Raw genomic sequence first — 23,776 nt, forward strand, 5'->3', positions numbered from 1 at the left:
GACCCAGATTTGGACAAGAAGACGATGATGATATCGACCCTGCTGGCGGCGCTGCTGGTGCTGGCGGGGCCTTCCGCGCTGGCCGGAGAGGCGTCCGCCACCCGGACCGCTACCGGGGTGCATGTTGTCGCCGACGGCGCGCAGCTATCCTTGCGCTGGGAGCTGCAGCGCAAGCCGGCGGGCCTGGAGCTGGCGCAGGGAGGTTCGCCTGCGCGCTTCATCCTCGCCAACGGCGACACCCGGCCGCTGCCGCCTTCCGGCTGGTCGCTGTACTTCACCGGGATCGACCGCATGCCGTCCGGGGCGCAATCGGCCGGACTGGTACTCGAGCAGATTGCCGGCGGTTTGAACCGCCTGCGCCCGGGACCGGGGTTCAAGGGGCTCGCGCCTGGCGAGAGCGTGGAATTTGCCTATCGCCATCCCGACGGGGTGTTCATGTCCTCCAAGGCGCCCGGGAGTCCCTACCTCGTGTACGACGCCATGCCCGAGCAGGCGGTGGCGCTGCAGTACAGCGTCGTCCCCTTGGCGGAGCCGCCCCAGCGCGGCAAGGTCGGCAGCCCGCATTCGGCGGTAAGCGCGGAAGACAGCTATTGGCGCAACGCGCGCGCGGAGCTGCTGCCGGCATCGCAGCTGCCGCTCGTGCTGCCGACGCCCCTGAAGCTGCAGCCTGGGGACGGACGCCTGCTGCTGGCCGGCCGGCCGGCGATCAGCGCCGCGCCAGGGCTGTCGCATGAAGCGGCGCTGGCGCGTTCGCTGTTCCCGGCTGCCTTGCCCGCCGCCGGCGGCCCGGCCCTGCGCCTCGTGCTCGGCAAGGTCGAGGGACAGGATCCCCCCGACGCCTACCGCCTGCAGATCAGCGCCGCCGGCGGCATCGACATCGTCGGCAACAGCGCGGCCGGGGTGGCGTATGGCCTGCAGACGCTGCGCGACCTGCTGCCGCTGCCGGGCAGCGCCACGCTGGACCTGCCGGTCTTGACGATCGTCGACGCGCCGCGTTTCGGCTACCGCGGCTTCATGCTGGACGTGGCGCGCAACTTCCATGGCAAGGAAACTGTGTTCAAGTGGCTCGACCTGATGGCGCGCTTCAAGCTGAACAAGTTTCATTTTCACCTGACTGACGACGAGGGTTGGCGCATCGAGATCGCGGGTCTGCCGGAACTGACCGCGATCGGCGCCGTGCGCGGCCACGCTGCCCGCCCGGGCCAGCGCCTGCAGCCGGCCTTCGGCTCCGGGCCCGATCCGAAGGACGGCAGCGGCAGCGGCTACTACTCGCGTGCCGACTACCAGGAGATCCTGCGCTACGCCCAGGCGCGCCACATCGAGGTGATCCCGGAGATCGAGATGCCGGGCCATGCGCGCGCCGCCGTGCAGGCGATGGAGGCGCGCTACCACCGTTTGAAGGGCGCGGGCAGCCGCGACGCCGCGCGCTACCTGCTGAACGACCTGGATGACCGCTCGGAATATTTGTCGGCCCAGTACTTCAGGGACAACGTGATCAATCCGGGCCTGGAATCGAGCTATACCTTCATCGAGCACGTGGTGCGCGAGATGGCGGCCCTGCACCGCGAAGCGGGCGTGCCCTTGAAGACGATCCACATGGGCGGTGACGAGCTGGCCAACGGCGCATGGGAAAAGTCGCCCGCCAGCCTGGCCATGATGAAGAAGCTGGGCCTGGAGAGCACGGCCGACCTGTGGGACCATTTTTACGAACGCGTCGACGCCATCGTGCGCCGCCACGGCATGAGGACTTCCGGCTGGGAAGAACTGGCGGTACGCAAGACGCAGCTCGACGGCGCGCGCAAGCTGATCCCCAATCCACGCTTCACCCGCCAGGGCTTTACCGCTTACGTGTGGAACAACACGGCGGGCGCCGAAGACCTGGCCTACCGCCTGGCCAATGCCGGCTACGACATCGTGCTCACGCCGGTGACGCGCGCGTACTTCGACATGGCGCACAATGCCAATCCGGAGGAGCATGGCGTCAACTGGGGCGCCTACGTGGAACTCGACACCGTGTATGACTTCATCCCCTTCGACATCATGAAAGATGCGCCGGACAGCGCCCGCATCGGCAAGGACCGCCTGACCGACTACGGCAAGCGCCGCGTGCGCGGCATCCAGGCCAACCTGTTCGCGGAAAGCGTGCGCGATCCCGCGCGGATCGACTACTTGGTGATGCCGCGCCTGGCGGCGCTGGCCGAGCGCGCCTGGGCGGCCGATCCGGCCTGGGCCACCACGCTCGATCCGGTCAAGGCCGGGGTCCTGCACCGCCGCGCCTGGACCGGCTTCGTGAATGCCCTGGGCCAGCGCGTGCTGCCGCGCCTCGACCTGGACGGCGCCAAGCTGGCCTACCGCATCGCGCCGCCCGGACTGCTGCTGGATGGGGGCCGGGTGCTGGCCAACCATGTATTACCGGGCATGGTGCTGCGCTACACCGTCGATGGCAGCGAGCCGCTGGCGTCGAGCCGCCTGGTCGACGGACCGATCCTCGAGCGCGGTACGATCCGGGTCGCGGCCTTCGATCGTACGGGCAGGCGAGGGCCGGCGGCCAGCATCGTTTCACCTTGACAGGCTCACCACGATAACCCGCTTCGGCGGGTTTTTTTTATTCCCTAGATAATTAATTCTCGAATTATCGGCCAATTCATTCGCCGAAATTCAGATTAATAAAATCAATTAATGCGGTAATACGTCATCGATAAATGGCACGTGTAAAACTCAAGGTTTTACACGTTACTTTACATGTAAAAAAATAATGTCAATATTTTATTGACTAGCCATTTATCCCTTTACTATCATTGTCTTGCAGCCACGTGGAAATGAATGGCGGGGGCGAATCTTTCCACGTTGAGCTGCCCAATACCGGCGCATTTCAATTAATGCGCTATCCGACATAATATTATCAACCTCTTCACGGTGGCCATCATGCGAAAGGTGTGTGATATGCCGGCGTCGCACCGCCTGATCTTCCGACTCTCGTTCGGACACGCGTTTTTCTCCGACGGGGTGTTGCGCGAATTGCGGATCGTGCCGGTGCCGTCCTGCTTCGACAGGCTGCGCCGCGCCGGGCTGGTGTTGCGTCCGCTGGAAGACGGCATCGCCGTGTACGCGGACGACAGCGCAATCGGACGGCTGCGCCGCCATGTCGATGCGGCCGGCGGCTCGCTCGGCATGGCATTCCAGGTTTTTTTCACCGATCCGCACTTCTTCGACTACACGACCCCGGCCTGGCCGAGCGGCAAGCTGCTGTTCCTGGACACCGCCGATTCGGTGACGGATGAGAGCGGACGCCGGGTCGTGCATGCCACGCCTTTCGTCGACGCATCCGCCTTCCTGGAGCGCGACCACGCCAGGCTCGGGGGCATCCTGGGTGAGCGCGTGCTGGCTCCGACCCCGGCCATGGTGATCCAGGTGGCGGTCACCCCTGCTCTGCTCGACGTCGTCGATGTCCGCCAGCGCCACTTCCACATCCGCTTCGACACCGGCGGCAAGCGACCCAAGGACGAGAGGGCCGGCACGGGCGAGCACCGTGGCGGGAATGACGGAGCGCCTGGTGGCGCGGGCTTCTCGCGGTTTGCCGTGGCCAACATCGCCGATCACCGGCGCGCGCATGTGTTCCCGCCGAAGGGCGCCATGCTGGCGCGCGAAGTCGCATCGCCGCGCCTGCGGCCGCGTCAGTGTGGGCCGGCGGCCGAACGCATTTCCGCTGCAGGCGCGAGCTAGGGCATCGCCCGAACAGGCAGGAAAACGGGCGGCTGTTTCCGGGCCAAGGGGTTCCGCATGAGGTTAAAATGACAATCTGCACAGCTTGCAACCCCGTGTACATTGTCAGGCCCCATGACCAACACCGACTTTACGCTGACGTCCCCGCTCGGCGACCTGGCCAGCGCAGGCAAACCCCTGCTGGCCCTGACCATCGTCTGGCACCCCGAGCGCGCCCGTGTCGGTGAACAGTTCATCGGCGCGACCGGCGGCGACATCGTCGAACTGAATCGCTTCGCTCCCGCCTTCATGCACCCCGGCGGCTCCGGCCTGCCCCTCGGCCACGGCGGGGTGTCGCGCCAGCCGCTGCGCCTGGCGCGCGACGAGCACGATGGGGTGGCCATGACGCTGCCCGCCAGCGCGATGGTGGTCGAAGTCAACGGCCAGGTCGCGACAGGGTCGCTGTACTTCAGCGCCGCCGAGGTGGCAAGCGGCCAGGTCCTGAGCCTGGGCCGCGCCGTCGTGCTGTGCCTGCACTGGATGACGCGCCTGCCCACGCTGGACGCCGTGCCCGGCCTGCATGGCGTCGGCAGCGCCGGCCTTAGCGTGCGCGAGCAGATCCGCATGGTGGCCCGTACCAGCCTGCCGGTGCTGCTGCTGGGCGAAACCGGTACCGGCAAGGAGATCGCCGCGCGCGCCATCCACGCCCTGAGCGACCGCGCGGAAGCGCCGCTGGTCGCCGTCAACATGGCGGCATTGGGCGAGCCGCTGGCGGCGACCTCGCTGTTCGGCGTGGCCGAAGGCGCGCAGGCCTCGCGCGAAGGCCTGTTCGCGCAGGCTGACGGGGCCACGCTCTTCCTCGATGAAATCGGCAGCACGCCGGCGGCCATGCAGCCCATGCTGCTGCGGGTGCTGGAAGGGGGCGACTATCGGCCGGTCGGCGCGGCCCGAGACCGCCATTCGTCGGCGCGCCTGATCGCCGCGTCCGACCAGGACCTCGATGGCGCCGCCTTCAACCAGGCCTTGCTGCACCGCCTGGCGGGCTTCGTGATCCGGATGCCGCCGCTGCGGGCGCGGCGCGAGGATATCGGCGTCCTGATCGTGGAGCTGTTGCGCGAGCAGGGCATCGAGGCAGCGTTGCCGGCGGCGCTGGTGGCGGAACTGGCGAGCTATGACTGGCCGGGCAATGTGCGCCAGCTGGCGCACGTGCTGCAGCGCGCGGCGCTGATACTGAATTCGGGCGCGACGCCGACCCTGGCGCAGCTGGTGCGCAGCCCCCGGCCGCAGATGCAGGCGCAACCGGCGCCGGCGCCAACGCAGGCACCGGCCACCGAGGCGCCGGCTGCACGCCGGCGGCCGTCCGCGCTGTCGGACGGCGAAGTGCTGGAAGCGATGACCGCGAACGACTGGAACATCCAGGCCGCAGCTGGGGCGCTGGGCATCTCGCGCCCCAGCCTGTACAAGCTGCTGGAAGACCATCCCGACATCCGGCGCGCCGAGACCATCCCTGAAGACGACATCGCCCGCGCAATGAGCCAGTGCGCGGGCGATGTGGAGCGCTGTGCGGCGCTGCTGCGCACACCGGCGGAAGCCTTGCGGCGCCGCTGGCGGCTGCTGCGGCCGGACTAGCCCGGGCCGGCTCAGGTCGAGCCGACGTCCAGCTCCGGATCGGGCAGGAAGTAGAAGTTGCTCACTCCCTGCTTGTCGGTCGTGCTGAAGGCGATCGAGAAACCGTAGAAGCCTTCGTTCTGGACCTTCACTTTCGAGCCCTGCACCAGCGGGATCTGGGTCTGGTTGAATGGCGAGATCGCTTCCGCCGGCTTGCGCGGTCCGGCGAACAGCATGGCGCTCGACAGCTCGACGGCCGGCGAGTCGGGGATGCGGAAACCAAAGGTCAGCGTATCGCCGACCTGCGCGTTGATCAGCGCTTCGATCTTGTCGTCGATGCTCCAGGTTGCCATCGGGTTGCCGGGATTGAATTGGATAGTGATGTTGTAGTTGCTTGCCATGGTCTCTTTCAGTTCACTTCGTCGTGAGTGCTGTTGCAGCACGCTGGAGGCCGAGCGCAGCGGCCCGGACATAACGCTCGTCGCGGCGCAGGTCCACCAGGTCGGGTTCGGCGTCGATGAACTTGACCGGATAGCCGAGGCGACGGGCATTATTGATGGCGGTGACAGCGGCGTCGCGCTGGCCGAGCAATTCGTAGGCGAGGCCGGCGCGGAACTGCACGTCGGCGCTGTTCGGGGCCAGGGCCAGCGCCCGCGGCAGCAGCCTGCCTGCGTCCTGCTCGGCCCTGACGCGTGCGGCGTACAGGGCCATGCGCGAGACCAGCAGCACGTCGTCGGGCGCGCGCGCCAGGCGCGGCGCCAGCAGCGCGCGCGCTTTTTCGTAGGCGGCGCGCGCTTGCGCCTCGCGGCCCGGGATCCAGTTCAGGGTGTCGGCCAGGTCGGCCCAGCGCTGGTAGTCGCCGGGCGCGCCGCGCGTGGGCGAGACCGCGTTCTCGAAGGCGGCGGCGGCGCCGACGTAGTCCTGGCGCAGGAACAGCGCATTGCCCAGGTTGGTGTAGAGCTTGGCGTTGGGCCGGATCTGCAGGCCCTGCTGCAGCACCTGCAGGGCTTCCTCGTCGCGGTTCTGGCGCAGCAGCGCCGCGTTCAGGTTGGCGTAGGCGATGACCGCGTCCGGCTGCACGGCGATGCTGCGCCTGAATGCGCGCTCGGCCGCCGCATAGTTGGCCTGCTCGTATTCGACGCTGCCCTGTTCATCGCTGAACACGCGCTCCTGCGGGAAGCGCGCCGTGGCCTCGAGCAGCTTCGCGCGCGCCTCGTCGTAGCGGTGGGCGCGGCGCAAGGCCGCGGCCTGGCCGTACCAGCCGAAGAAACTGCCCGGGTCGAGGCGCAGTCCCTCGGCATGGGCCTGCAGCGCTTCGTCGCGCTTGCCCTGCATGTCGAGCACCCAGCCGCGCGCGATGTGGCTCAGGGCCAGCTGCTCGTTGAGCTGGGTGGCGCGCTGGGCGCTGGCATCGGCGCGCTTGAGCCAGGTCTCGTCGCTCTTGTCGGTCTGGTAGCGCAGCGCGTACATCAGCGACATTCCGGCCGCCGCCGCGGCGCTGTCCGGCTGGCGTTCCAGGACACGGCGGAAATGGCTTTCAGCCTTGTCCAGGCTCCCCGGACGGTCGAACAGCTTCACGGCCGCCAGCCCCTGTTCTATCTCGAAGGACTCGGAGAAGGGCGCCAGCGCCGACCCGAGCGCCGCCAGGCGCGGCGCAGCGACCCAGCCGGCGGCGCCCAGCAGCGTCACCGACAGCGCGCCGGCGAGAAGATAGCGCGCGCGCTTCGACAATGGTGCTCTGGCCGGCCGCGTAGCCGGCGCAAGCGGGGCGTCCAGCTCCGCCAGCCGGGCCAGCACCTCGCCCATGCCGGCCAGTCGCCCTTGCGGCTGGCGCGCCGTCATCGCGCGGATCAGGGCGATCAACTGTGGACTGGCATCGGGCGGATAGCTCCAGCCGTCGGACGAGGTCTGGACCTGGGCTGCCGCCAGCGCCAGGCCGTCGAGCGCGGCGAAAGGCCGGGCGCCTGCGACCAGTTCATACAGGATCAGGCCAAGGGCGTACACGTCGGCCTGCGGCGAGAGCGGTGCGCCGAGCATGCGCTCCGGCGCCATGTAGGCGATCGTGCCTTGCAGCGTGCTGGTCGGCAGCGCGGCGGTGGCCAGCGGGTCCAGGTCCTGGGCCAGGCCGAAATCGAGCACACGGATCGTGCCGCCCGGCTCCAGCATCAGGTTCGACGGCTTGAGGTCGCCGTGCACGAGGCCGGCGTCGTGGGCTTCGCGCATGGCTTCTGCGACCTGGCGCGTCCACGCCAGCGCATCGGTGCGCGCCACCGGGCCGGCCGCCAGGACCTGCTTCAGGGTTTGGCCCGGCACCAGTTCCATCACGATCGACTGGGTATCGCCGCCGTCTTCGATCGCATGCACCTTGACGAAGGCGGGATGGCGCAGGGCCGCCGCGACGCGCGCTTCGCGCACGGGGTCGGCGCCGGCGCCCTGCTTGATGCACTTGACCGCCACCGGGCGGCGCAGCTTGCTGTCCCAGGCCTCGTAGACCTGGCCGAAGCCGCCTTCGCCGAGGCAGTCGCGCAGCTCGTAATGGCCGGGCAGGGCAGGCGGGCTCGGCGGGGACCCTGCCGATGCGCAGGGGGCGGAAGTCAAGGAAGTATCGGTCATTGTCCGGTGTTGAAAACGGATCAACGTACATTACCGTAATCGTTGCGGTAGCGCAATGACCGATGCTTACAAAGGCTTTCGTTTGTTGTCTGGCCGTCGCTTACGGTCGGCTTGCAACGCGCTCCCGGGCAGGCGTGCTGACAATGCCCGCCACCGCCGCTTCGAATTCGCTCACTTCGAGCATCGCACCATTCTTACGGTATCGGTACACCTTGCCGAGCGCTGACCCAAGCAGCAAGGCACTCGCCTCGATGCCGGCATCCGTACTTTCCTCAGCCACGAAAATGCACTTCCAAAGGAGGCCATGTTTGGACAGTTGCTCGACTTCCCACAGCGTGCCGCTCTTATTGGCGGTCAGGTCGACAACGATGAGATCGGTATTCGCGATGAGAAACAGCACGACGCGTTGCCAGAGTCCGTCGCTTGAGCGGATCTTGCGTATGACGTCGAATATGGAAAAGAAATTCAGGTTATAGCGATTTTTCAGTGCGGCGTATAGTCTACGGAAATGGTGCTCCTTGCGCACGGCAACAATCAATGGAGGCAGTCGCACCAGCGGCAAGACCGGAAGCACGAGTGCAGATCCGATAATGCGCCTCGGCGAAAAGGCGTAGATCGTCGAGTTACGCAGGACCGACTCGTTGATGTGCCGGTCCGAGAGGGTCACGATGTTTCCCCATCCACGCAGGTTCTTCCGTACGAATCTGCGTATCGAGGATGAGATCTTCCTGTCGTTGAAGGGCCGCAGGAGCAGGATCCTGAGTGGCTGGCGCCATAATATGATTGGTGCAAAAATGGCATACAGCCCGACGAAGAAAAGCAGTGCGTAAGGATCGGGCGGATCGTCCTGGCGAACCAGCGACTCCAGATCCGGCGCATTCACGCCGAGTTCGTGCGACGCGAGCAGCGCCCTGTTCAGGATGGCGACCTCGTCACCGGCTTCCTTTGCCCCTTCGTCATAATCGCTCTTCTCGACGACGCCGAATTCGCCATCCTTCCTGATCATGATTCCGCCATCGGCCAGAAGCCTGTTGACTTCCGCCTGATCGAGCAGCTCCGCTCGTTTGGCTTCGCGCTCGGATAAGGAAACCATCGAGAAGGCCCAGACCAGCATGAGGAGCGGAAGAATGAAGCGTCTGAACAGCCGCATTCTTCGGGCGGCTGCGATATTGCTTGCTGCAGCGGCAGGTTTGCGGAAACTGGGAATTTCCGCAGTGAGGACGTCCGGATCGGGACCGTGTGATTCCAGCAGGGCAGACATCGCGTATCTCCCGTTTCGTGTTTCGGTGGAGGCTCAGCGGGTCGCGAACCGCCGAGCCGGCTGCACATTCACGCCTTGGCTTGCATTGCCGTCTGCTTCCCCGTCTTGTATGAGTCGATTTCCCAATCGCTCGCGTTCTGTTCCATGAAGGCGCGTTCCTGGGTCTCGCCGTCGTTCATCATGCCGAGCGCGAAATAGCAGTTTGCCATGGTTGCATGTATCCACCTCCGGTCCTTTCGATCGGCAAACGATGGACGCGCCATCAGTTCCAACAGCAACTCGATGACCGCTTTCCTGACTTTCTGCGCCGACATGCGGTCATAAGTCGCCTCGGCGCCGTCGGTCTGGACCTCGGCGCGCAAGTCGTAACACAGAGCGAGATTCTCGCCGTTGTAATAATCTCGCATCAGCTCGAAGCCGCGACCGTAAAAACGGACCGCCGCGTCCAGGTGCGCGCGGTTCCGGTGCAGCTTCCACAGGTTCTTTTGGATAGCGCCCGCAAGGCCCAGGGTTTCGGGGTCATTCGAGTGTTCCGGGTCGAGCGCGCCGATGATTTCCTTGGCCTCGAACAGTGCCGCCGTCTCGCTTGGCATCTTCGATTTGTAGGTTGCCAGCGCCAGCTTCTGGATAAGTGTCGGGTCGTCGGGTTTCAGTTTCCTTGCGGCGGCAAATGCTTTCGCAGCATCCGCAGGCCGGCTGCTACGCATCGCAAGGTCTCCTTCATTGATGCGGGAACTCAGCTGACACTGCAAGGTCTCTGCTTCGACGAGCCGCTCTTCATATTCCTCGTCACTCAGGCTTGGTTGACGCAGTTTGGGCAGGAAGGTGTAAACGGGACTATCCGCTTTTTGCTCGGCCATTACCTGCGTAATCAGGTTCTGGAGGGCTGCGCTTGCACGACGCGCCTCGCGGTTGCCAATATCGGGGCCAAGATGTTCGTAATGCAGCGTGCTGACATGATTGAGATCGAAGGACAGTTTTCCAGCCGACTCTTTCATGATGATGGTCGAGCGCGGCCTGAGCGCATGGCGCACTCCTAGTTCGTAAACCGCATTCACGTTGCCGGTCGAGATATCGGCAATCACCAGGTCTGCCCGCAACAGCATGTCGTACATCGGAAGATCGATCAGGCCGGAGTGCATGATCTGGTCCGCACGGATGCAGCGCAGTCCTGCGGCGTCGACTGCGGGACGGATGATGGCGTCGAACGTGGCGTCCAGGTCGAGCGTGCGCCCCGATTCGTAGTCCGTTTTTTTACCAAAGCCCATCACAACAAAACACACTTTGCGCTCGTCGCTCATGTTCATTGCCTTGATTGTCGTTAGCCTTGAGGTAAGCACCCCGCCGGAAACCCGCTGCATTAAAGTTGCACAGATAACACTACGCTTTTTTTTGTGCTTGCGCTACCAGCCTCCTGCATTTTCGCAGGCCAGTGCCACGTCCAGGCAGCTCTCGACTCTGCGAGGTGCGTCGACACCCTCTTGTGGTCCATAATGGCCGCGTTACCTGGGGAGACAGCAGATGCGCGACGCGATCATCATCGGTGGCGGCCACAATGGCCTGGTATGCGCCTTCTACCTGGCGCGGGCCGGCCTGAAGGTGAGCGTGCTGGAGCGGCGCGAGGTGGTCGGCGGCGCCGCTGTCACCGAGGAATTCCATCCGGGGTTTCGCAACTCGGTCGCGTCCTACACCGTCTCCCTGCTCAATCCGAAGGTGATCCGCGACATGGACCTGGCCCGACACGGCCTGCGCGTGGTCGAGCGGCCGCTGTCGAACTTCCTGCCGTTTGACGACGGCCGCTACCTGAAGCTCGGGGCCGGACGCACGGCGGCCGAAGTGGCGAAGTTCTCGCAGCGCGACGCCGACCGGCTCGCCGCCTACGGCAGCCGGCTGGATGCCGCCGCCGACCTGCTGCGCGAACTGGTGCTGCAGACGCCGCCGAACCGGGTGCAGGGCGGCTGGCTGGCCACGCTGCCCGAACTGCTCAAGGCCGGGCGGCTCGGCAAGCGCGTGGCGGGTTTAAGCCTGTCGACCCAGCGCGAACTGCTCGACCTGTTCACCAAATCGGCCGGCGACTATCTCGACGGCTGGTTCGAGAGCGCGCCGATCAAGGCGGCCTATGGCTTCGACAGCGTGGTGGGCAACTACGCCAGTCCCTACACCCCGGGCTCCGCCTACGTGCTGCTGCACCACGTGTTTGGCGAAGTCAATGGCAAGAAGGGAGCCTGGGGCCATGCCATCGGCGGCATGGGCGCGATCACCCAGGCGATGGCGAAGGCCGTTGCCGCGCTGGGCGTCGAGATCCGCACTGGCTGCGCGGTGGACGAAGTCTTGCTGGAGAGGGGCCGTGCCTGCGGCGTGGTCACGGCCAAGGGGGAGCGGCTCGACGCCCGCGTGGTGGTGTCGAACCTGAACCCGCGCCTGCTGTACACCTCGCTGGTCGACCCGGGCGCGCTGCCGGCCGACTTCCTGCGCCGCATGCAGGCCTGGCGCTGCGGTTCCGGCACCTTCCGCATGAACGTGGCGCTGGCCGAACTGCCCGACTTCAGCTGCCTGCCCGGCAAGGACGCGGCCGAGCACCACGGCAGCGGCATCATCATCGCGCCCAGCCTGCAGTACATGGAGCGCGCCTACCACGATGCGCGTGCCCACGGCTGGTCGCGCGAGCCGATCGTCGAGCTCCTGATTCCCTCCACGCTGGACCCGACGCTGGCGCCGCCGGGCCAGCACGTGGCCAGTCTGTTCTGCCAGCACGTGGCGCCGCAGCTGCCCGACGGGATGAGCTGGGACGGCGAGCGCGAACGCGTGGCGGACCTGATGATCGACACGGTCGACCGCTACGCGCCCAACTTCAAGCGCGCGGTACTGGGCCGGCAGATCATGAGCCCGCTCGATCTGGAACGCACCTTCGGCCTGGTCGGGGGCGACATCTTTCACGGCGCCCTCGGGCTGGACCAGCTGTTCGCGGCGCGCCCGATGCTGGGCCATGCGGATTACCGCGGCCCGGTGGCGGGCCTGTACACCTGCGGCTCGGGAACCCACCCCGGCGGCGGCGTGACCGGCGCCCCCGGCCACAATGCCGCGCGCGAGGTGCTGCGCGACTTTGCCAGGCGGCGCGTGGCGCGCCAGAGCGCGCCGCTCTGAGGCTGCGCACAGACCGAAGGCTGCGTATTTGCAGCCATGCTGATCCAGGAGTATGCTGGATTCACAACATACATATAGCGGAGACAATCATGAAATTCCGACTCGCCTCGCCACACCTGGCCGAACGGTTCCATGGTCCCATGCGTTTCGGCCGCCGCTGGCGCGGCCATGAGCTGGCCCTGCGCCTCGTCCAGCTTGCCGTGCTGGCCGTCGTGGCGGTGGTGGGCGCCAGGCTGATCGCCAACGGCGTGGCCGGCGCCGCGCGCTGGATCGCCGCCGTCGTTTCCTGACCGCGAACAGCGCCCGGCCTGCACGCTAGCGCAGGTGCATCAGTTCATTCCCGACCCGGTGCCGCCAGGTCTGGATCAGCGCGCGGTAAGCTTCGCCCACCGGCCGCACGTGCCGTTCCAGGTCGCACAGGCCGTACTGGTTGACGTTGCCCGCGTCCTCGGTGAGGGCGCTGTCCCAGTCGACCTGGTCGACCAGGCTGTACCACGTGAAGCCGAGGATCGGCACGCCGTCCGACTTCAGCCGCATCACGTTCGACCACTGCTTGTCGAGCCAGGCGCGCGCATCCTTTTCGCCATTACCGGCGTCGCGGTTGTTGGTCTCGGTGTGCATCACCGGGATGCGGTAGCGGTGGTAGTACTGCTGGGTGATCACGTAGTACCCGAACAGTTCGCAGCTGCTGGTGGAGCCATCGGGGTGGATCACGTGCTCGTTGGTGGCGTAGTAATCGTTGCCCATGACGCAGACCGGCTTGACGCTGCGGTTCAGGAAGAAGTGATAGTCCTTGCGCGCCATGCCGTGGTCCATCAGGTATTCGTACATCCTGCCGCTGACGTCGTGCCCGTAGGTGAGGTCGAGAGCGAGGAAGCGCAGCTCGTTCATGTGGCGCGCCGCATCGGTCGCTTCGGGCCCGCTGGGATGGAAGTATTCGGACGATTCGCTCTGGATGAACTTCGCGTCCGGCCGCACCATCATGATCGCCTCGGTGGCCAGGATGTTGGCGCGCGCCAGGTTGCGGATCGCGGTGACGAAGGCGTGGTCGGATCGCAGGCGCTCGTTCCACATGCCTTCGTGCGCCGAGAACTTGGCGGTGATGTAGATCTCGTTGATCGGCGTGTACAGGTCGACCCATGGGTAGCGGCGCGCGAAGGCGTCGGCGTACTCCGTGAAGTAGGTCGGGAACTCGGGATTCTGGAAGTCGCCCAGCCAGTCGGGCAGGCCGAAGTGGCACAGGTCGACGATCGGGCGGATGCCGCGCCGTCGGATCTCGGCGAACACCTCGTCGGTGAAGTCCCAGTCGTAGCGGCCCGGCCCCAGATGCACCCGGTAGTAGGGAGGGCCATAGCGCAGGGCTTCGATGCCGAGCTCCTCGACCAGGGCGAGATCCTGCTTCCAGTGCCGGTAGTGGCCTGTCTTGTCCATTTCGTCGACGCGCAGGCGGGCGCCATCGGGCCCGGAGACGACCGGATAGCTGCCTTCGATCCCGGTCGCAAACAAGAAGCTGTGCATGGTGTCTCCTGACTCCGGCTGCCCTGTAGTGCGTGGACCGGCAGTTTCATCATCCTGCCAAAAACCGCCGCATGCAAGTCCAAAGCGCGGCTGCTTGCCCCGTTTCGGCATGCGCGCAACGCTGCCTATGGCGCGGCCCCGAATCCCGCGTGCCTGTAGAGTAGCGCAGGCCTTGAACCTGAAGAGAGAAACGATGACCTGGTTGCCGGATACATGGTCGGAGCTGTTCCTTGTCGAGACACCGCTGCTCGAACTGGCGGCCCGCGGGACCATCCTGTACTTCGTGATCCTGTTCCTGATGCGCTTCATGCCGCGCCGTACGGGCGGGGAGCTCGCCACCATGGACCTGATCTTCCTGCTGCTGATCGCGGAAGCCGCCTCGAACGCGTTCGGCGAATACCGCTCGGTGAGCGAGGGCCTGGTGCTGGTCCTGGTGCTGATGGGATGGAACTTCGCCGTCAACGCGGCCAGCTGGCGCTTTCGCTGGATCGAACGGCTGGTGTCTTCGCCGCCGATCGAGGTCGTCCGGAACGGCAAAATGCTGAAGCGGAACATGCGGCGCGAATTCCTCACCGAAGAGGAACTCATGAGCGCGCTTCGGCAGCAGGGCGTCGCTTCGGTCGAGGAGGTGCGGACCGCCTATATCGAAGGCGAGGGCGCGATCACGGTGATCAAGTCCCACTGAGCCGGTGCAGTTATCCGCTCGCCGGCTTGTCGATATTCGCGGCAGTGATGACAGGCAACTCCGAAGATTGCGAGATATCCGGATTTGTTATCGCTGCGATCTGAAATCGCAATTGGATTTATGTCTTTGAGCGGGCTAAGCTGTATCCATTGCCCATCGCTAGACACATTCGAGGAATCCCTATGACTACCGCTACTATCGTTTCGATCCGTCCTGAAGCACCGCGCACCTTCCGCTTCCCGACCGCCGGCCTGGCCGCCAAGCTGCGCCGCGCCATCGAGCTGTACGGTGCCGCCTACCTGGTCAAGGGCGCCAGCTACTTGTAAGCCGCCATTGGCCGGCACCGAAGTGAGCCCCGCACTGGGGCTTTTTTTTCGCCTGCACTGAGCGGCGTTACAGCCGGATGGTTATTTCTATCTTTTCCAGTCCTATCCCAAGGGACTCGGCCAGCTTGCGCTTGGCTTCAGCGATCGCATCGGCCAGGTTCCCCGTCTTGACCTGGGCGCCGTCAAGCGGCTGCACATAGGGCAGGGCGCGCTGGGCGACCTGCAGGCCCTCCCCATTGCCCGCCAGGCGCCGCCAGCTGAGCGCGTCCGGATCGATGTCCAGGCGGCGCAGCAGTTCGTCCGTTTCGAGGTAGGCCACGGGAAAGCGCTGTCCCTTGGCCAGCAGCTGCCAGGCGCCCGGGATATCGAGCATCGCATAGGAGCGGAATTCAATTGTGATCCTGGCCGCATGCGGCGAGGGCTTGATGCCCTCGATCTTCGCAATCAGGAAAGCCACGCCGTGCTCGAAATCGGTGGCGGCCCACTGCTCGCGGCGATTGCGCACGCATACCAGGTATTGCGCCGCCTGCACGCGCTCCGGGCTCGCGGTCCAGTGACCGCAGCCGCCTTCCTCGCGCATCCGGCGCAAATCCTTCCCTGTGTAGACAATCACGCTTTCCATGCGCGTTCCAAATTCTCTTTACTCGACATTACTGGCTGAAAGCATTGTATGGAAATCAATCGCCGCATGGTGACGTCTGCGCGCCGGCTTGCGCTGGCTCACCGTGCCAAGGCTGCGCTGCAGGTTTCTATCGCCAGGAATTGGCGAGCTATGCGATGGATTGACATGCCTCATGCCGGATCCGGCAACCGATTGACGGCCTCATGTGTCCAAACCTGAGCCTGGAGAAAGAACGTCCAACATATTGTTTTCGCTGGCGTTCGAGACCGGGTCCACTTTTGCACACAAGGAGAAACAAGATGGAGACTATCGACGCACTGACCAAACTGGTGGCCATGCTGAACACCAACCACTTCGCCGCCGTCGTCCTGATCGCGCTTGCGCTCGCCTACAAGCAGCCGCCGCGCGGCTAGGCGCCTGCAGGACGCCCGCAGACGGGTTATGATCATGATCTACGAATCACTCAACACAGGAACCGACGCCCCATGACGACTTCCAGCTACCCCGATACCCGCCTCCTGATCGCCAACGAATGGAGTGACGCCACCGGCGGCAAGACCATCCCGGTCGTGAACCCGGCTACCGGCCAGAATATCGGCAGCGTGGCCCACGCCAGCATCGCCGACCTCGACCGCGCCCTGGCTGCCGCGCAGAAGGGCTTTGAGGCCTGGCGAGTCATCCCGGCCGCCGAGCGCGCCGCCACCATGCGCCGCGCCGCCACCTTGCTGCGCGAGCGCGCCGGCGACATCGCCCGCCTGCTGACCCAGGAACAGGGCAAGCCGCTGGCAGAAGCGAAAATGGAAGCCATGGCCGGCGCCGAGATCATCGACTGGTTCGCTGCCGAAGGCATGCGCGTCTACGGCCGTATCGTGCCATCGCGTAACCCGGCCGCGCAACAGCTGGTGCTGAAGGAGCCGGTCGGTCCGGTTGCCGCCTTCACCCCTTGGAACTTCCCGATCAACCAGATCGTGCGCAAGCTGGCCGCCGCCCTGGCCACCGGCTGTTCCTTCCTGTGCAAGGCGCCGGAAGAAACCCCGGCCTCGCCGGCCGCGCTGCTGCAGTGCTTCGTCGACGCCGGCGTGCCGCCGGGCGTGGTGGGCCTGGTGTTCGGCGACCCGGCCGAGATCTCCGGCTACCTGATTCCGCACCCGATCATCCGCAAGGTGACCTTCACCGGCTCGACCCCGGTCGGCAAGCAGCTCGCCGCCCTGGCCGGCGCCCACATGAAGCGCGCCACCATGGAACTGGGCGGTCACGCCCCGGTCATCATCGCCGAGGACGCCGACGTCGCGCTGGCGGTCAAGGCCGCCGGCGCCGCCAAGTTCCGCAATGCCGGCCAGGTGTGCATCTCGCCGACCCGCTTCCTGGTACACAACGCGATCAAGGACGAATTCACCCGCGCGCTGGTCGCCCACGCCGAAGGCCTGAAGATCGGCGACGGCCTGGCCGAAGGTACCAACCTGGGCCCACTGGCCAATGCGCGTCGCCTGAGCGCGATGGCCAAGGTGGTTGAGGATGCCCAGGCCAAGGGCGCGAAAATCGCCACCGGCGGCCAGCGCGTCGGCGATTCGGGTAACTTCTTCGCACCGACCATCCTGGCCGATGTACCCCTGGAAGCCAGCGTGTTCAACGACGAGCCCTTCGGTCCGGTCGCGGCGGTGCGCGGTTTCGACAGCCTGGAAGAAGCGATTGCCGAGGCCAACCGCCTGCCGTACGGCCTGGCCGGTTATGCGTTCACCCGCTCGATCAAGAACGCCCAGCTCCTGATGAACCGCGTCGAAGTCGGCATGCTGTGGATCAACCAGCCGGCCACGCCGAGCGCGGAGCTGCCCTTTGGCGGCATCAAGGATTCCGGCTATGGCTCGGAAGGCGGCCCGGAGGCGCTGGAGTCCTATCTGAACGTCAAGGCCGTGTCGATGGTCGGCGTGTAAGCAAGCGCCTGTGCTGGACGAATGCCCGCTTCCGAGCGGGCATTTTTTTTGCGCTCTGTTTCCCAATGCACGGTTCGATGCCCGTCTTTACGGCAAACTCACGTGCACTGCATTGCGGAGAGACGACGATGGCGACAGGGGGCGCGACGGTAGAACAGGGCATCCAGACGGCGGGCGTGGGCCGATTCCAGTACCGCCTGTTCGCCATCTTCGGCCTGGTCTGGATGGCCGACGCGATGCAGGTGCTGTCGATCGGCTTTTCCGCCCCTTCGATCGCCAGAACATTCGGTGTCACCCTGCCGCAGGCGCTGGAAACCGGCACCTTCTTCTTTGTCGGCATGCTGGTCGGCGCCTTTGCCTTCGGTCGCCTGGCCGACCGGATCGGCCGGCGCCCGGTGCTGATGGCGGCGGTGGTCGTCGACGCCTGTTTCGGCGTGGCCTCGGCCTTCGCCCCGGACTTCACCTGGCTGCTGGCGCTGCGCTTCCTGACCGGCATCGGGGTTGGTGGCACGCTGCCGGTGGACTACACGATGATGGCGGAATTCCTGCCCAGCGACCGCCGCGGGCGCTGGCTGGTGCTGCTCGAATCCTTCTGGGCCGTCGGCACCATCGCGCTGGCGGTGCTGGCCCTGGTCGCGGTGAGCTGGGGTGAGGACGCCTGGCGCCTGATTTTTTTCGTGACCGGCCTGCCGGCCCTGATCGGAGTGGTGCTGCGCCTGTACGTCCCGGAGTCGCCCATGTACCTGAACCGCAGCGGGCGTAGCGAAGAGGCACGCAGCGTACTCGAACGCGTCGCCCGCACCAACGGCCGCTCAGGCCCGATCCCGCAACTGGCACCCGAGCATCCCGTGAAACGCTCGCTCGCGGCGCTGTTCGCAGGCGGCCTGCGGCGTCGCAGCCTGGCCCTGTTCGTGGCCTGGGGCCTGATCTCGATCGCCTATTACGGCGTGTTCGTCTACCTGCCGGTGCGCCTGTCGGCGGAGGGCTTCGCCTTCATGCGCGGCCAGGAATTCCTGATCGTGCTGGCGCTGGTCCAGCTGCCCGGCTTCGCGCTGTCCGCCTACGGCGTGGAGCGCTGGGGACGCAAGCCGACCCTGGTCGGCTTCCTGCTGCTGAGCGCCGCCGGCTGCATGGCCTACAGCCTGGGCAGTGCCACCTGGCTGGTGGTGGGCTCGACCCTCTTGATGAGCTTTGCGCTGCTGGGAACCTGGGGCGCGCTGTACGCGTTCACGCCGGAGGTCTACCCGACCGAACTGCGCGCCAGCGGCATGGGCATGGCCGGGGCGGTGGCCCGCTTCGGCGGCCTGTTCGCGCCGAGCATCGTGGCGCCGGTGATGGCCACGCACTTCACGCTGGCGCTGGGCATGCTGGCGGCTTTCCTGGCGATCGGGGCCGCTGCGATCGGGATGGTCGACATCGAGTCGCGCAAGCGCGCACTGGACTAGGTTTTTGCAGCGATGCGCTTAAGCATGACAAGGCTAAGCGCGCGCAAGGCCGCAGTGCTTGCGTTCGACAGCCGTACTTCGAGGTAATGGTAGACGGCGGCCGCAGCCGAGATCGCCACGGCAGTGCTGAGCAGCACATGGCCCCAGCTGTGCACCTCTCCTCCGATTGCGGCGACTGCGTGATGGACGAGCGCTTGGGTGGTGGTGTGGGTCAGGTAGAGGGAAAAAGAGATCGTCCCCAACCATACCAGCACGGCAGGCGGCACCAGCGTGACGGTCTTGCTCGCCAACGCGAGCGCCAGCACCAGCAGCGCTGCCACAGCGCCCCATTGCTTTGGCCCATGGAAATTGGCTGGCCCTCCCCAAAGTGCCCATACCGCCGCGCACAGCGCCAGGAACACGACATGCCATGCGACCGTCTGCGAACGCAGCCGGAACCACTCCTGCAGGAACAGCCAGCCGATGCCCACCCCTGCAAGAAACTCGAGAATGATCGCGTTGGTCATCAGGTTCAGGTAGCCGAGCGAGAAGTGAAAGTTGGTCAGAATGTCGAAGCTCAGGTCGCGTTTGACTGCAGGAAGCAGGATCACGGTGAGGACGATCCAGCCGGCCAGCATCAGCAGGCGCCAGCGGCCGAGCAGCAGGCACAGCCCGAAGATGAGGTAAAAATACATTTCGAAATTCAAGGTCCAGCCCAAGGGAAGCGCGGGGTCGAAGAAGGGAGCTTTTTCCAGGTTCACTGGTTGAAAGCTCAGGCTGAGCATGAGAGCCTTGATTTGTGACGGGTTGCGAAGCCATCCTGGTCCGAGGTTGTTGACTGTGAGCCAAACCACCGTGATGAGCGCATATAGTGGCCAGATGCGCGCGAAACGTCGCACCAGAAAATCGACCGCGTCTGCCGGCGTCCCTGCCATGTGACGGGTCGTGTAGACCATGATGAAGCCGCTGATCACGAAGAACAGGTCGACGCCCATGGCGCCGGGACGTAGCCATTGTTCAGCCAGTTCCCAGCTTGGCGTGTCGAGGAAAAAGTAGCGCGCGTGGGTCAAGACGACTAGCACGACAGCAATGCCACGCAAGGCTTGGATCCAGGCCAGTTTAGGTCGCGTATCGGTAATAGGGGTCATCAGGATAACAAGTGCGGATCTGCTTGCGAGGGTTTTCCGGATACAAAAAAATGCTCAGTTCCAGGAAAAACAATGCTTATTGGCATTACAATTTTGGCTCGGCGGCAGCTTACCACATGCTTCAATCGCCGAGTGCGCATGCCTCCAAGACCTGCAAGCCGCACGGATATCGCCCGCGTCCCGCGTCGCGACACGAAACGCGCGAAAATGGCGGCTTTCGTCGCTCGCACGCCAACTCATCATGCTCCATTCCACAACTCTACCGTCGCTGCGCCGCATCGACATCAACTTCAAGCCCCTCGGGGTCTCGCTGCTCCTGATCCTGCTGGGCGCCTGGTACCTGGCGCAGGAGGTCGGGCCGCGCCAGTCGGCGCTGTTCATCGTCGGCGCGCTGCTGGGCGTGTCGCTCTACCACGCCTCCTTTGGTTTCACCTCGGCCTGGCGGGTGTTCATCGCCGACGGCCGCGGGGCCGGGCTGCGCGCGCAGATGCTCATGCTCGGCATCGGCGTGCTGCTGTTCTTCCCGGTGCTGGCGAGCGGCACGCTGTTCGGCAATCCGGTCAGCGGCCTGGTGTCGCCCGCCGGCACCTCGGTGATCGTCGGCGCCTTCCTGTTCGGGATCGGCATGCAGCTGGGCGGCGGCTGCGCCTCAGGCACCCTGTATACGGTTGGCGGCGGCAGCACGCGCATGGTCGTCACACTGATCGCCTTCATCGCTGGCTCGGTGATCGCCACCGCCCACATGCCGTTCTGGACCGCGCAGCCGCAGCTCAAGCCGATATCGCTGGTGACCGTGCTCGGGCTGGTGCCTGCGCTGGTGCTGAACCTGGCGGTGTTCGCCGCCATTGCGGCTATCACCGTGGCGGTCGAGAAGCGCCGCCACGGCCGCCTGGTGATTAGCGAGGTCCAGCCGGTCCAGGGATCGCGCTGGCTGCATGGGCCGTGGCCGCTGCTGGCCGGCGCCATTGCGCTCGTGATCCTCAACTTCGCCACCCTGGCGCTGGCCGGGCGGCCCTGGGGCGTCACCTCGGACTTTGCGCTGTGGGGCGCCAAGGCGGCGTCCGGCATGGGCATCGACATCGCCAGCTGGACCTACTGGAGCAGCAAATCGAATGCGGCGGCGCTGGCGGCGCCGGTCTCGCACGACATCACCTCGGTGATGGACTTCGGGATCGTGGTCGGCGCCATGCTGGCGGCGGCCCTCGCGGGACGCTATGCGCCGGTGTGGCGCCTGCCGCTGCGCTCCCTGGCGGCGGCGGTCGTCGGTGGCCTGATGCTCGGCTATGGCGCGCGGCTCGCGTACGGCTGCAACATCGGCGCCTACTTCAGCGGCATCCTGTCCGGCAGCCTGCATGGATGGCTGTGGCTGGTGGCGGCGTTCGCCGGAAATGTCTTCGGTACCCGCCTGCGTCCGTGGTTTGGGCTCGAGGTCGAACGGGTGAAGGCGAGCGGCTGCTGAACGGTCTTGTAAAACGTTTAACTGGACGGTATATTCCTGCTGAGAAGCTTTGCAGGAACATAATACGTAAAACGTTTTATAGGGGGCATGGATGAAGCAGGGATGGAGACTTGCCGCGGGCGTCGCCGCGGTGCTGCTGGCGCTCGGCGCCGGTCCGGCGGGCGCTGCCGAACCGAGCGATGTCGGGCAACGCGTCGAGGCGCTGCTGCGGCAGATGACGCTCGAGGAAAAAGTCGGCCAGCTGAACCAGCTCTCGGGCAAGGAGTTTACTGGCCCGGCTACCGACAAGGTGCGCAGCATGGAAACCGAGATCCGCAGTGGCCGGGTCGGGTCCATGCTCAACATCAAGGGCGTGCCGGATACCCGCCGCCTGCAGGCGCTGGCCCTGCAGTCGCGCCTGAAGATCCCGCTGCTGTTCGGGCTCGACGTCATCCACGGTTACCAGACCGTGTTCCCGGTGCCGCTGGGCGAATCGGCGTCCTGGGACTTGGACGAGATCGAGGAGTCGAGCCGCATCGCGGCGCGCGAAGCTGCGGCTTCCGGCATCCACTGGACTTTTGCGCCGATGGTCGACGTCGGCCGCGACCCGCGCTGGGGCCGCGTCATGGAAGGTGCCGGCGAAGACAGCTACCTCGGTGCGCGCATCGCCGCCGCCCGCGTGCGCGGCTTCCAGGGCAAGCAGCTGGGCGGCGTGGAATCGGTGATGGCCACCGCCAAGCACTTCGCCACCTATGGCGCGGCGATCGCGGGACGCGACTACAACGCCGTCGACATGAGCGAGCATCTGCTGCACGAAACCTACCTGCCGCCCTTCAAGGCGGCGCTCGATGCCGGCGCCGCTACCTTCATGAACGCCTTCAATACCCTGAACGGCATTCCTGCCACCGCCCACAGCGGCCTGCAGCGCGACATCCTGAAGGGCGCCTGGGGCTTCAAGGGCTTCGTTGTCAGCGACTGGGGTTCGGTGCGCGAGATGGTGGTGCACGGCTACGCGGCCGACCTGCCGGACGCCGCCGCCAAGGCGCTGGTCGCGGGCAGCGACATGGACATGGAGAGCAACGCCTATTCGTCCGGGTTGGTGGCGCAGGTGAAGGCCGGCAAGGTTCCCGAGCCGCTGGTCGACGATGCGGTGAGGCGCGTGCTGACCAAGAAGTTCGAGCTGGGCCTGTTCGATGACCCGTACCGCTTCTCAAACGCAGAGCGCGAACGCGCGGCGCTGAACGACCCGCGCCATCGCCAGGCCGCGCGCCGCATTGCCGGCAAGTCGATCGTGCTGCTCAAGAACGAAAAGGCGGCGCTGCCGCTGCGCCGCGGCCTGAGGTCGATTGCCGTGATCGGCCCGCTGGCCGATGCCCGGCGCGACCTCGAGGGAGGCTGGATCGTGAAATCCGACGCGGCAAATCTGGCCAGCCTGGTGGACGCGGTGCGCGAGCAGGCCGGCCCCAGCACCCGCGTCACCTACGCGCCGGGCTGCGACGTGGCCTGCCGCGACGATCGTGGCTTCAAGGCCGCGCTCGATGCGGCCAGTGCGGCCGACGCCGTGGTGCTGGCCGTCGGCGAGAGCTGGGACATGTCGGGCGAAGCCAAGTCGCGCGCCGACATCGGCCTGCCGGGCCGCCAGGGCGAGCTGTTCGACGCCCTGCGCGCAATCGGCAAGACCCCGGTGGTGGTCATGATGGCCGGGCGCCCGATGACGTTCGAAAACGTCGCGGAGCAGGCCGACGCCATCCTGTATGCCTGGTTCCCGGGCAGCGAAGGCGGGCGGGCGATCGCCGACGTGCTGTTCGGCGCCGTGAACCCCTCGGCCAAGCTGCCGATGAGCTTCCCGCGCAACCTGGGCCAGGTGCCGATCAGCTACCAGCAGTACGAAACCGGCCGCCCGGTGCGCGACGAGAAGAACATCGTCTACAAGTCGGCCTATATCGACTCGCCCAACACGCCGCGCTATGCCTTCGGCCATGGCCTGAGTTACACGAGGTTTGCCTACCGCGACCTGCGCCTGTCGGCCAGCGCGATGGCGCCGAACGGCAAGTTGACGCTCTCGTTCACGCTGGCCAATACCGGCAAGGTGGCCGGCGCCGAGGTGGTGCAGCTCTACCTGCGCGATCCGCTCGCGTCGGTCGTGCGGCCGGTGAAGGAGCTGAAGGGCTTCCAGCGCATCGAACTGCAGCCGGGGCAGCAAAAGATCGTCAGCTTCAGCATCGATCGCGACACGCTGGCCTTCCACAACCGCAAGCTGGAATGGGTCGCGGAACCGGGCAAGTTCGAGCTGATGGTGGGCAGCGCGTCGGACGACATTCGCCTGCGCGACAGCATCACCCTGACCGAGCGCTAG

General features: G+C 65.8%; 18 protein-coding genes. 11 read left to right on the forward strand and 7 right to left on the reverse strand.

Features of this window, described 5'->3' with window-relative positions:
• Window positions 1-9 precede the first annotated feature (9 nt).
• The 3 genes from LK542_RS17475 to LK542_RS17485 all read left to right on the forward strand — a co-directional run bounded on the left by LK542_RS17475 (window position 10) and on the right by LK542_RS17485 (window position 5,331).
• Window positions 10-2,568 carry a family 20 glycosylhydrolase gene (locus tag LK542_RS17475; protein ID WP_227812876.1) on the forward strand — a complete coding sequence of 853 codons (2,559 nt, stop codon included), beginning with the start codon at window positions 10-12 and terminating at the stop codon, window positions 2,566-2,568.
• Between the two features lie 465 nt (window positions 2,569-3,033).
• Window positions 3,034-3,723, forward strand: a complete 690-nt coding sequence (locus LK542_RS17480) for a hypothetical protein (RefSeq protein WP_227812877.1) — start codon at window positions 3,034-3,036, stop codon at window positions 3,721-3,723.
• A gap of 114 nt (window positions 3,724-3,837) precedes the next feature.
• Window positions 3,838-5,331 (forward strand): sigma 54-interacting transcriptional regulator, encoded by a 1,494-nt coding sequence (locus LK542_RS17485; RefSeq protein WP_227812878.1) that lies wholly within the window; start codon window positions 3,838-3,840, stop codon window positions 5,329-5,331.
• A gap of 11 nt (window positions 5,332-5,342) precedes the next feature.
• Here LK542_RS17485 and LK542_RS17490 read toward each other — a convergent pair whose 3' ends face one another.
• The 4 genes from LK542_RS17490 to LK542_RS17505 form a co-directional block, all read right to left on the reverse strand.
• Window positions 5,343-5,711 (reverse strand): hypothetical protein, encoded by a 369-nt coding sequence (locus LK542_RS17490; RefSeq protein WP_227802512.1) that lies wholly within the window; start codon window positions 5,709-5,711, stop codon window positions 5,343-5,345.
• A gap of 13 nt (window positions 5,712-5,724) precedes the next feature.
• Window positions 5,725-7,908: a serine/threonine-protein kinase gene (locus LK542_RS17495; RefSeq protein ID WP_227812879.1), complete on the reverse strand. Its 2,184-nt coding sequence runs from the start codon at window positions 7,906-7,908 to the stop codon at window positions 5,725-5,727.
• 115 nt (window positions 7,909-8,023) lie between these two features.
• Window positions 8,024-9,184 (reverse strand): hypothetical protein, encoded by a 1,161-nt coding sequence (locus LK542_RS17500; protein ID WP_227812880.1) that lies wholly within the window; start codon window positions 9,182-9,184, stop codon window positions 8,024-8,026.
• Window positions 9,185-9,252: 68 nt separating this feature from the next.
• On the reverse strand, window positions 9,253-10,485 hold the full coding sequence (locus LK542_RS17505) for a DUF4071 domain-containing protein (RefSeq protein ID WP_227812881.1): 1,233 nt from the start codon (window positions 10,483-10,485) through the stop codon (window positions 9,253-9,255).
• A 220-nt stretch (window positions 10,486-10,705) separates the two neighbouring features.
• On the opposite strand from LK542_RS17505, the gene LK542_RS17510 reads away from it, so the two are divergent.
• Window positions 10,706-12,328, forward strand: coding sequence for an NAD(P)/FAD-dependent oxidoreductase (locus tag LK542_RS17510; protein ID WP_227812882.1), 1,623 nt, complete (start codon window positions 10,706-10,708; stop codon window positions 12,326-12,328).
• 89 nt (window positions 12,329-12,417) lie between these two features.
• Window positions 12,418-12,618, forward strand: coding sequence for a hypothetical protein (locus LK542_RS17515; RefSeq protein ID WP_227812883.1), 201 nt, complete (start codon window positions 12,418-12,420; stop codon window positions 12,616-12,618).
• 25 nt (window positions 12,619-12,643) lie between these two features.
• Here the strand turns inward: LK542_RS17515 and LK542_RS17520 are convergent, their stop codons facing one another.
• The gene (locus LK542_RS17520) at window positions 12,644-13,846 is read right to left on the reverse strand and encodes a family 1 glycosylhydrolase (protein WP_227812884.1); all 1,203 of its coding nucleotides are present in this window, start codon (window positions 13,844-13,846) and stop codon (window positions 12,644-12,646) included.
• A gap of 193 nt (window positions 13,847-14,039) precedes the next feature.
• On the opposite strand from LK542_RS17520, the gene LK542_RS17525 reads away from it, so the two are divergent.
• A complete protein-coding gene (locus LK542_RS17525) occupies window positions 14,040-14,531 on the forward strand; it encodes a DUF421 domain-containing protein (protein ID WP_227812885.1) in 492 nt (163 codons plus the stop codon).
• 182 nt (window positions 14,532-14,713) lie between these two features.
• On the forward strand, window positions 14,714-14,857 hold the full coding sequence (locus LK542_RS17530) for a hypothetical protein (protein ID WP_227802504.1): 144 nt from the start codon (window positions 14,714-14,716) through the stop codon (window positions 14,855-14,857).
• 67 nt (window positions 14,858-14,924) lie between these two features.
• Here LK542_RS17530 and LK542_RS17535 read toward each other — a convergent pair whose 3' ends face one another.
• Window positions 14,925-15,479, reverse strand: coding sequence for a hypothetical protein (locus LK542_RS17535; protein ID WP_227812886.1), 555 nt, complete (start codon window positions 15,477-15,479; stop codon window positions 14,925-14,927).
• A 485-nt stretch (window positions 15,480-15,964) separates the two neighbouring features.
• Here LK542_RS17535 and LK542_RS17540 point away from each other — a divergent pair, with 485 nt between their 5' ends.
• Both LK542_RS17540 and LK542_RS17545 read left to right on the forward strand, forming a co-directional pair.
• A complete protein-coding gene (locus LK542_RS17540) occupies window positions 15,965-17,410 on the forward strand; it encodes an NAD-dependent succinate-semialdehyde dehydrogenase (protein WP_227812887.1) in 1,446 nt (481 codons plus the stop codon).
• A 128-nt stretch (window positions 17,411-17,538) separates the two neighbouring features.
• Complete coding sequence (locus LK542_RS17545; protein WP_227812888.1) at window positions 17,539-18,855, forward strand: MFS transporter; 1,317 nt, start codon at window positions 17,539-17,541, stop codon at window positions 18,853-18,855.
• On the opposite strand, the gene LK542_RS17550 is transcribed toward LK542_RS17545, so the two are convergent.
• Complete coding sequence (locus tag LK542_RS17550) at window positions 18,852-19,982, reverse strand: acyltransferase (RefSeq protein WP_227812889.1); 1,131 nt, start codon at window positions 19,980-19,982, stop codon at window positions 18,852-18,854. The two genes, LK542_RS17545 and LK542_RS17550, sit on opposite strands and share 4 nt — an antisense overlap.
• A gap of 241 nt (window positions 19,983-20,223) precedes the next feature.
• Here LK542_RS17550 and LK542_RS17555 point away from each other — a divergent pair, with 241 nt between their 5' ends.
• Entirely contained in the window at window positions 20,224-21,441 is a 1,218-nt protein-coding gene (locus LK542_RS17555; RefSeq protein ID WP_227812890.1) for a YeeE/YedE family protein, read from the forward strand.
• Window positions 21,442-21,532: 91 nt separating this feature from the next.
• Window positions 21,533-23,776, forward strand: a complete 2,244-nt coding sequence (locus LK542_RS17560; protein WP_227812891.1) for a glycoside hydrolase family 3 N-terminal domain-containing protein — start codon at window positions 21,533-21,535, stop codon at window positions 23,774-23,776.

The sequence above is a fragment of the Massilia sp. IC2-477 genome, from assembly GCF_020707265.1.
In the GTDB taxonomy this organism is placed as follows: Bacteria; Pseudomonadota; Gammaproteobacteria; order Burkholderiales; family Burkholderiaceae_D; genus Telluria.

Bases quoted from the DNA above. Each gene is read 5' to 3' on its own strand.
- LK542_RS17500 (WP_227812880.1), bottom strand. From the start codon at position 9,184: ATGTCTGCCCTGCTGGAATCACACGGTCCCGATCCGGACGTCCTCACT.
- LK542_RS17560 (WP_227812891.1), top strand. From the start codon at position 21,533: ATGAAGCAGGGATGGAGACTTGCCGCGGGCGTCGCCGCGGTGCTGCTG.
- LK542_RS17490 (WP_227802512.1), bottom strand. From the start codon at position 5,711: ATGGCAAGCAACTACAACATCACTATCCAATTCAATCCCGGCAACCCG.
- LK542_RS17530 (WP_227802504.1), top strand. From the start codon at position 14,714: ATGACTACCGCTACTATCGTTTCGATCCGTCCTGAAGCACCGCGCACC.
- LK542_RS17555 (WP_227812890.1), top strand. From the start codon at position 20,224: ATGCTCCATTCCACAACTCTACCGTCGCTGCGCCGCATCGACATCAAC.
- LK542_RS17485 (WP_227812878.1), top strand. From the start codon at position 3,838: ATGACCAACACCGACTTTACGCTGACGTCCCCGCTCGGCGACCTGGCC.
- LK542_RS17550 (WP_227812889.1), bottom strand. From the start codon at position 19,982: ATGACCCCTATTACCGATACGCGACCTAAACTGGCCTGGATCCAAGCC.
- LK542_RS17505 (WP_227812881.1), bottom strand. From the start codon at position 10,485: ATGAGCGACGAGCGCAAAGTGTGTTTTGTTGTGATGGGCTTTGGTAAA.
- LK542_RS17540 (WP_227812887.1), top strand. From the start codon at position 15,965: ATGACGACTTCCAGCTACCCCGATACCCGCCTCCTGATCGCCAACGAA.
- LK542_RS17520 (WP_227812884.1), bottom strand. From the start codon at position 13,846: ATGCACAGCTTCTTGTTTGCGACCGGGATCGAAGGCAGCTATCCGGTC.
- LK542_RS17525 (WP_227812885.1), top strand. From the start codon at position 14,040: ATGACCTGGTTGCCGGATACATGGTCGGAGCTGTTCCTTGTCGAGACA.
- LK542_RS17535 (WP_227812886.1), bottom strand. From the start codon at position 15,479: ATGGAAAGCGTGATTGTCTACACAGGGAAGGATTTGCGCCGGATGCGC.
- LK542_RS17515 (WP_227812883.1), top strand. From the start codon at position 12,418: ATGAAATTCCGACTCGCCTCGCCACACCTGGCCGAACGGTTCCATGGT.
- LK542_RS17510 (WP_227812882.1), top strand. From the start codon at position 10,706: ATGCGCGACGCGATCATCATCGGTGGCGGCCACAATGGCCTGGTATGC.
- LK542_RS17545 (WP_227812888.1), top strand. From the start codon at position 17,539: ATGGCGACAGGGGGCGCGACGGTAGAACAGGGCATCCAGACGGCGGGC.